This window comes from Kitasatospora sp. NPDC036755, assembly GCF_040636595.1.
In the GTDB taxonomy this organism is placed as follows: domain Bacteria; phylum Actinomycetota; class Actinomycetes; order Streptomycetales; family Streptomycetaceae; genus Kitasatospora.
Map to the genome: position 1 here is coordinate 1 of NZ_JBEZUT010000441.1, position 5,663 is coordinate 5,663.

Genomic DNA, 5,663 nt, shown 5'->3' on the forward strand with positions numbered 1-5,663 from the left:
GCCCGGCTGCGCACCAGCGTGCCCGGCCTCTGGTCGGCGGGGGAGACCAACGGTGTCGGTGGCGCCGACCTCGCGCTCGCCGAGGGCGAGCTGGCCGCGCACGCGGTGGCCGGGCGGCCGCCCGCACCCGCGCTGCTGCGCCGCCGCTCGCGGCTGCGGGCCTTCGCCGACCTGATGGCCGCCGCCCACCGGCCGGGCCCCGGCTGGACCGGCTGGCTGCGTCCGGACACCGACGTCTGCCGCTGCGAGGAGGTGCCGGTCTCGGCGATCCGGGAGGCGGTCGACGAGCTGGGCGCGGGCGATCCGCGCACCGTCAAGCTGCTCACCCGGGCCGGAATGGGCTGGTGCCAGGGCCGGATGTGCGGTCCGGCCGTGGCCTGCCTGGCCGGCCCGGGTGAGCCGGGGCCGGACCGGCGGCCGCTGGGCTGCCCGGTGCCGCTCTCCCAGCTGGCGGCGGGACCCGCCCCGGACCCGGCGGCGAGGCCCACCCCGGAGGCGTAACGGGTCCCGTCGTCGAAGGGCGGGCCGGGGACCCTTGTCTCCGGCCCGCCCGCTCTAGTAAAATGTCACACCTCATCAAGGAGCTCATGTGTCCACCACCCAGCACGACACCAACCGTCCCTGGCGCGGCATCATGGTCGCCACCACGCTGCCGCTGCGCCCGGACCACTCCGTCGACTACGACGCCTACGCCGAGCACGTCCGCTGGCTGATCGACTCCGGCTGCGAGGGCGTCGTCCCCAACGGCTCGCTGGGCGAGTACCAGACGCTCACCGCCGAGGAGCGCGCCAAGGTCGTCGAGGTCGCCGTCGAGGCGGCCGGCGACGGCTCCCGGGTCATGCCCGGCGTCGCCGCCTACGGCAGCGCCGAGTCCCGCCGCTGGGCCGAGCAGGCCGCCGAGGCCGGCGCCGGCTCCGTCCTGCTGCTCCCGCCGAACGCCTACCGGGCCGACCACGCCTCGGTGCGCGCCCACTACGCCGAGGTCGCCAAGGCCGGCCTGCCGATCGTGGCGTACAACAACCCGATCGACACCAAGGTCGACCTCGTCCCCGCGCTGCTCGCCCAGCTGCACGCCGAGGGCTCGATCGTCGCCGTCAAGGAGTTCAGCGGCGACGTCCGCCGGGCGTACGAGATCGCCGAGCTGGCCCCCGGGCTGGACCTGCTGATCGGCGCCGACGACGTGCTGCTGGAGCTGGCGCTCGCCGGCGCCGTCGGCTGGATCGCCGGCTACCCGAACGCCCTGCCGACCGCCTCCGTGGCGCTCTACGACGCCGCCGTCTCCAAGGACCTGGAGACCGCGCTGCCGCTCTACAAGTCGCTGCACTCGCTGCTGCGCTGGGACTCCAAGACCGAGTTCGTCCAGGCCATCAAGCTCTCCATGGACATCGCCGGGCGCCCCGGCGGCCCGGTGCGCGCCCCGCGCGTGCCGCTCACCCCGGAGATCGAGGCGGCCGTCCGCGCGGCCACCGAGAAGGCGCTGGCCGACGGCCTGGTCTGAGACCCGATCCCGGGCCTCCGGGCCGGCTGCGGCGGCAGCCGGCCCGGCCCACACCACCCATCCGAACCCCCACGGGAGTTGTGACCCATGCGCACCCGTCACGTGTTCCACGCCGTCGACTCGCACACCGAGGGCATGCCGACCCGGGTGATCACCGGCGGCTTCGGCGTCATCCCCGGCGCCACCATGGCGGAGCGCCGGGTGCACTTCCAGCAGAACCTGGACGACTTCCGCACCCTGCTGATGTACGAGCCGCGCGGCCACGCGGCGATGAGCGGCGCCGTCCTCCAGCCGCCGACCCGGCCGGACGCCGACTTCGGCGTGCTCTACATCGAGGTCTCCGGGCTGCTGCCGATGTGCGGGCACGGCACCATCGGGGTCGCGACCGTACTGGTCGAGACCGGGATGGTCCCGGTGGTCGAGCCGGTCACCACCGTACGGCTGGACACCCCCGCCGGACTGGTGATCGCCGACGTCCACGTCGAGGGCGGCGCCGCCAAGGCGGTGACCATCCGCAACGTGCCCTCCTACTCCGTCGCCCTGGACCGCAAGATCGAGGTGCCCGGCCACGGCACGGTGACCTACGACCTCGCCTACGGCGGCAACTTCTACGCCATCCTGCCGCTCGCCGAGTTCGGGCTGCCCTTCGAGCGCGAGCGCAAGCAGGAGATCCTGGACGCCGGCCTGGCCATGATGGACGCGATCAACGCGAGCCCGGACCGCCCGGTGCACCCGGAGAACCCGTCCATCCACGGCTGCCACCACGTCCAGCTGCTCGCCCCCGGCTCCACCGCCGAGCACTCCCGGCACGCGATGGCCATCCACCCCGGCTGGTTCGACCGCTCGCCCTGCGGCACCGGCACCTCGGCGCGGATGGCCCAGCTGCACGCGCGCGGCGAACTGCCGCTCGGACGGGACTTCCGCAACGACTCCTTCATCGGGACCACCTTCACCGGGCGGCTGGTCGAGGAGACCGAGGTGGCCGGACGGCCCGCGGTCGTGCCCACCGTCACCGGACGGGCCTGGATCACCGGCACCGCCCAGTACTTCCTCGACCCGAGCGACCCGTTCCCGGCGGGCTTCCTGCTCTGACCCCACCGGGACCCCACCGACCTCCTTCGTCCCCGTACCTCCCCCGAAGGGCTGCTGGCCGTGACCATCACCTCGTACAACCCCGCCGACCCGGACGACCTCGTGGTCGCCGTCGAGGAGCCCGGCGCCGATGCCGTGCGGGCCGCCGTCGGGCGGGCCCGGGCGGCCCAGGGCGACTGGCTCGCCGCAGGGGCGGGCGCCCGGTCGGCGGCGCTCGGCCGGATCGCGGACGCCGTGGAGGCGCACGCCCACGAGCTGGCCGCGCTGATCGTGCGCGAGGTCGGCAAGCCGCTCGCCGAGGCGCTCGGCGAGGTCGCCCGCACGGCGGCGATCTGGCGCTACTACGCGCAGGCACCGTACGCGCCCTCCGGAGCGGTGCACGAGACCGCCGCCGGCCCCGGGCTGCTGCTCACCCGGCGCCGCCCGTACGGGGTCGCCGGGCTGATCGCGCCGTGGAACTTCCCGCTGGCGATCCCGACCTGGAAGGCCGCGCCCGCGCTCGCCGTCGGCAACACGGTGGTGCTCAAGCCGGCGCCCGAGGCGACGGCCTGCGCGCTGCGGCTGGCGGAGCTGGCCGGGCTGCCCGAGGACGTCTTCACCGTGCTGCCCGGCGGGGCGGAGGAGGGTGCGGCGCTGGTCGACGCCGCGGACGTGGTCTCCTTCACCGGCTCGACCGGCGTCGGCCGGGCCGTGGTGCGGGCCGCGACCGAGCGCGGGGTGCCGGTGCAGGCCGAACTCGGCGGGCTGAACGCCGCGCTGGTGCTGCCGGACGCCGACATCGCGCAGGCCGCCGGGCACATCGCCGCGGCCGTCGCCGGGTACGCCGGGCAGAAGTGCACCGCCACCAGCCGGGTGATCGCGGTCGGCGCCGCGTACGAGCCGCTGCGCGAGGCGCTGGTCAAGGCGCTGGCGGCGGTCGACGACGCGGTCTGCGGGCCGGTGATCAACGCCGCGGCCCGGGACCGGCTGACCGGAGCCGTCTCCTCGGCCGTCGAGGCCGGGGCCACCGTCCTGACGGGCGGGCGGGTGCCCGAGCGGGCCGGCTGGTACGTCGAGCCGACCCTGCTCACCGAGGTGCCGGCCGAACACCCGCTGGCGCGCGAGGAGTTCTTCGGCCCGATCGCCGTGCTGCACGCCGTCGCCGACCTGGACGAGGCCGTCGCGCTCGCCAACGACACCCCGCACAGCCTCTCCACCTCGGTGCACACCCGCAGCCTGGACGTGGCGCTGGCCGCCGCCGACCGGCTCGACGCGGGCATGATCCGGGTCAACGCGCCGTCCAGCGGCGTCGACTTCCACCTGCCCTTCGGCGGGACCAAGGGCGCGAGCCACGGCGAGCGCGAGCAGGGCCAGGCGGCCCTGGACTTCTACACCGTCAGCCGGACCGTCAGCGTGCTGCCGGGAGGTGTCGCCTGATGTTCGTCCGCACCGTCGACTACCACACGGCCGGCGAGCCGTTCCGGATCGTGCTGGACGGCGTACCGCCGATCCCCGGCGACACCGTCGCCGAGCGCCGCGCCATCGCGCTCGGCGCGGGCGGCAGCGCCACCGCGCCCCGGCCCAGCGCGCTCGACGACGTCCGGCAGCTGCTCAGCCGGGAGCCGCGCGGCCACGCCGGGATGTACGGCGGCTTCCTGGTGCCGCCGGACGACGACGAGGCGCACCTGGGCGTGCTGTTCTGGCACAAGGACGGCTACTCCACCGCCTGCGGGCACGGCACCATCGCGCTCGGCGCCTGGGCGGTGGACTCCGGACTGGTCACGGCCCCCGCCGACGGCGTGGCCCGGGTGCGGATCGACGTGCCCTCCGGCCGGGTGACCGCCCTGGTGCACCGGGCCGGCGGCCGGACCACCGGGGTGACCTTCCGCAACGTGCCCAGCCGGGTGACGGCGCTGAAGCTCCCGGTGGAGACCTCGCGCGGCACCGTGGAGGTCGCCGTCGCGCACTCCGGCGCCTGCTACGCCTCGGTGTCCGCGGCCGCCCTCGGGCTCTCCGTGGAGACCGGCCGGCTGCCCGAACTCACCGCCGTGGGGCGGGAGATCAGGGCCGCCCTGGCCGGATCGGAGGCGGTCGCGCACCCGACGGACGCCCGGCTGTCCGGCGTGTACGGGGTCATCCTGTACGACGAACTCCCCCCGGTGGACGGCGTGCTGAACCAGCGCAACGTCACCGTCTTCGCGGACGGGCAGATCGACCGCTCGCCCTGCGGCTCCGGCACCTCCGCCCGGCTCGCGGTGCTCGCCGCCGAGGGGCGGCTGGCCCCTGGCGAGCCGCTGCGGCACGAGTCGGTCATCGGGACGGTCTTCAGCGGACGGGTCCTCGCGGGCGGCGACCCGCTGGGCGAGGGCGTGGTCACCGAGGTCGGCGGAACGGCCCACCGCACCGGCGAGCACGGCTTCGTCCTGGAGCCGGGCGACGAGCTGGGAGCGGGGTTCCTGCTGTGAGCGCCGCCGCCGTGAGTTCGACCGCCGCGAGCGCGGCCGCGGGGAGCCCGGCCGCCGCGAGTTCCACCACCGAGAGCCCGATCGCACCGCCCGGCACGGCTGTTGTGCCGCTCCAGTACGCCGTGGCGGGCACCGGCGGGGTCGGGCCCGCCGGTGCGGTGGGGGCGATCGAGCGGGTGCTGCTGGACGGGTTCGACCCGGAGGCGGCACCCGCACGGTCGGCCGTGCCCGTGCCCGCCGGCGAGCTGCTGCTGATGCCGGCCGCCGCCGGGCCGTACGCGGGCGTGAAGATCGCCGGGGTCGCGCCCGCCAACCCGGAGCGGGGGCTGCCCCGGATCACCGGCAGCTACCTGCTGCTGGACGGGCCCACCCTGCAGCCGCTCGCCCTGCTGGACGGGGCCGCGCTCACCGCGCTGCGCACCCCCGCCGTCACCGCGGCCGCGCTGCGCCGGCTGGCGGTGCCGGAGGCCGAGCACCTGGTGCTGTTCGGCTCCGGGCCGCAGGCGTACGGGCACCTGGACGCCCTGATGGCCGTCCGGCCGCTGCGCCGGCTCACCGTGGTGGCACGCGACCCCGGCCGGGCCGGCGCGCTCGCCGAGTACGGCCGGGGCCTCGGGCTGACGGCCGAG

Annotated in this window: 5 protein-coding genes and 1 pseudogene; all 6 read left to right on the plus strand. The window is 76.1% G+C overall.

From position 1 onward, the window contains the following. The coding region (locus AB0E96_RS37435; protein ID WP_359830731.1) for an NAD(P)/FAD-dependent oxidoreductase at window positions 1-501 on the plus strand (501 nt) is incomplete at its 5' end. Window positions 502-589: 88 nt separating this feature from the next. After that, on the plus strand, window positions 590-1,498 hold the full coding sequence (locus AB0E96_RS37440) for a dihydrodipicolinate synthase family protein (RefSeq protein WP_359830734.1): 909 nt from the start codon (window positions 590-592) through the stop codon (window positions 1,496-1,498). Between the two features lie 87 nt (window positions 1,499-1,585). After that, window positions 1,586-2,590 carry a proline racemase family protein gene (locus AB0E96_RS37445; RefSeq protein ID WP_359830736.1) on the plus strand — a complete coding sequence of 335 codons (1,005 nt, stop codon included), beginning with the start codon at window positions 1,586-1,588 and terminating at the stop codon, window positions 2,588-2,590. A 60-nt stretch (window positions 2,591-2,650) separates the two neighbouring features. Beyond that, on the plus strand, window positions 2,651-4,006 hold the full coding sequence (locus AB0E96_RS37450) for an aldehyde dehydrogenase family protein (protein WP_359830738.1): 1,356 nt from the start codon (window positions 2,651-2,653) through the stop codon (window positions 4,004-4,006). Then, window positions 4,006-5,034, plus strand: coding sequence for a proline racemase family protein (locus AB0E96_RS37455; RefSeq protein WP_359830741.1), 1,029 nt, complete (start codon window positions 4,006-4,008; stop codon window positions 5,032-5,034). The genes AB0E96_RS37450 and AB0E96_RS37455 overlap by 1 nt, the downstream gene beginning before the upstream one ends. A gap of 158 nt (window positions 5,035-5,192) precedes the next feature. Next, window positions 5,193-5,663: pseudogene (locus tag AB0E96_RS37460) on the plus strand (ornithine cyclodeaminase family protein); the annotation flags it as partial.